At 49.3% G+C, this 871-nt stretch carries 8 tRNA genes and 1 rRNA gene; all 9 read left to right on the top strand.

The annotated features are described in order from the left end of the window. A 5S ribosomal RNA gene (rrf, locus tag AC07SW_RS13360) occupies nt 1–76 on the top strand; the annotation flags it as partial. 25 nt (nt 77–101) lie between these two features. Then, nucleotides 102–177 (top strand) — tRNA-Val (locus AC07SW_RS13355). A gap of 1 nt (nt 178) precedes the next feature. Beyond that, nucleotides 179–251 (top strand) — tRNA-Lys (locus AC07SW_RS13350). 39 nt (nt 252–290) lie between these two features. Further along, nucleotides 291–375: transfer RNA gene (locus tag AC07SW_RS13345), tRNA-Leu, on the top strand. 13 nt (nt 376–388) lie between these two features. Further along, nucleotides 389–464 (top strand) — tRNA-Thr (locus AC07SW_RS13340). 4 nt (nt 465–468) lie between these two features. Continuing rightward, nucleotides 469–540, top strand: a tRNA-Gly gene (locus AC07SW_RS13335). Nucleotides 541–593: 53 nt separating this feature from the next. Further along, nucleotides 594–682: transfer RNA gene (locus tag AC07SW_RS13330), tRNA-Leu, on the top strand. A gap of 3 nt (nt 683–685) precedes the next feature. After that, nucleotides 686–759: transfer RNA gene (locus AC07SW_RS13325), tRNA-Arg, on the top strand. 37 nt (nt 760–796) lie between these two features. Continuing rightward, nucleotides 797–870 (top strand) — tRNA-Pro (locus tag AC07SW_RS13320). Nucleotide 871: the final 1 nt, after the last annotated feature.

Here is an 871-nt window from a genome sequence, read left to right as displayed (position 1 = left end):
CGAACACAGAAGTTAAGCTTCTCAGCGCCGATAGTAGTTAGGGGTTTCCCCTTGTGAGGGTAGGACGTTGCCACGCAGATTATTTATTTTATATTTCATATGGAGGTTTAGCTCAGCTGGGAGAGCATCTGCCTTACAAGCAGAGGGTCAGCGGTTCGATCCCGTTAACCTCCACCATGAGTCATTAGCTCAGTTGGTAGAGCATCTGACTTTTAATCAGAGGGTCGTAGGTTCGAATCCTACATGACTCATAACTAAGCATTTCAAATGTGTAGTTATGCCATACTTTTGCGGGTGTGGCGGAATTGGCAGACGCACTAGATTTAGGATCTAGCGCCTAACGGCGTGGGGGTTCAAGTCCCTTCACCCGCACCATTTATTTTATATAGCCGGCTTAGCTCAGTTGGTAGAGCATCTGATTTGTAATCAGAGGGTCGAGGGTTCAACTCCTTTAGCCGGCACCATTTTGCGGAAATAGCTCAGTGGTAGAGCACCACCTTGCCAAGGTGGGGGTCGCGGGTTCGAACCCCGTTTTCCGCTTGTTAGACTAATAATAAGATTGCCCAGATTGAAAAATCTGATCCACATTCCATGCCGGGGTGGCGGAACTGGCAGACGCACAGGACTTAAAATCCTGCGGTGAGTGATCACCGTGCCGGTTCGATTCCGGCCCTCGGCACCATTTGCACCCATAGCTCAACTGGATAGAGTACCTGACTACGAATCAGGCGGTTAGAGGTTCGACCCCTCTTGGGTGCATTCTTTAGAAATAAAGATCATATCTTCGAGTTCAAAACGGGAAGTAGCTCAGCTTGGTAGAGCACTTGGTTTGGGACCAAGGGGTCGCAGGTTCGAATCCTGTCTTCCCGAT

This window comes from Carnobacterium sp. GW821-FHT04C06 (assembly GCF_059420345.1).
This window is presented reverse-complemented; position numbering and strand designations above follow the sequence as displayed.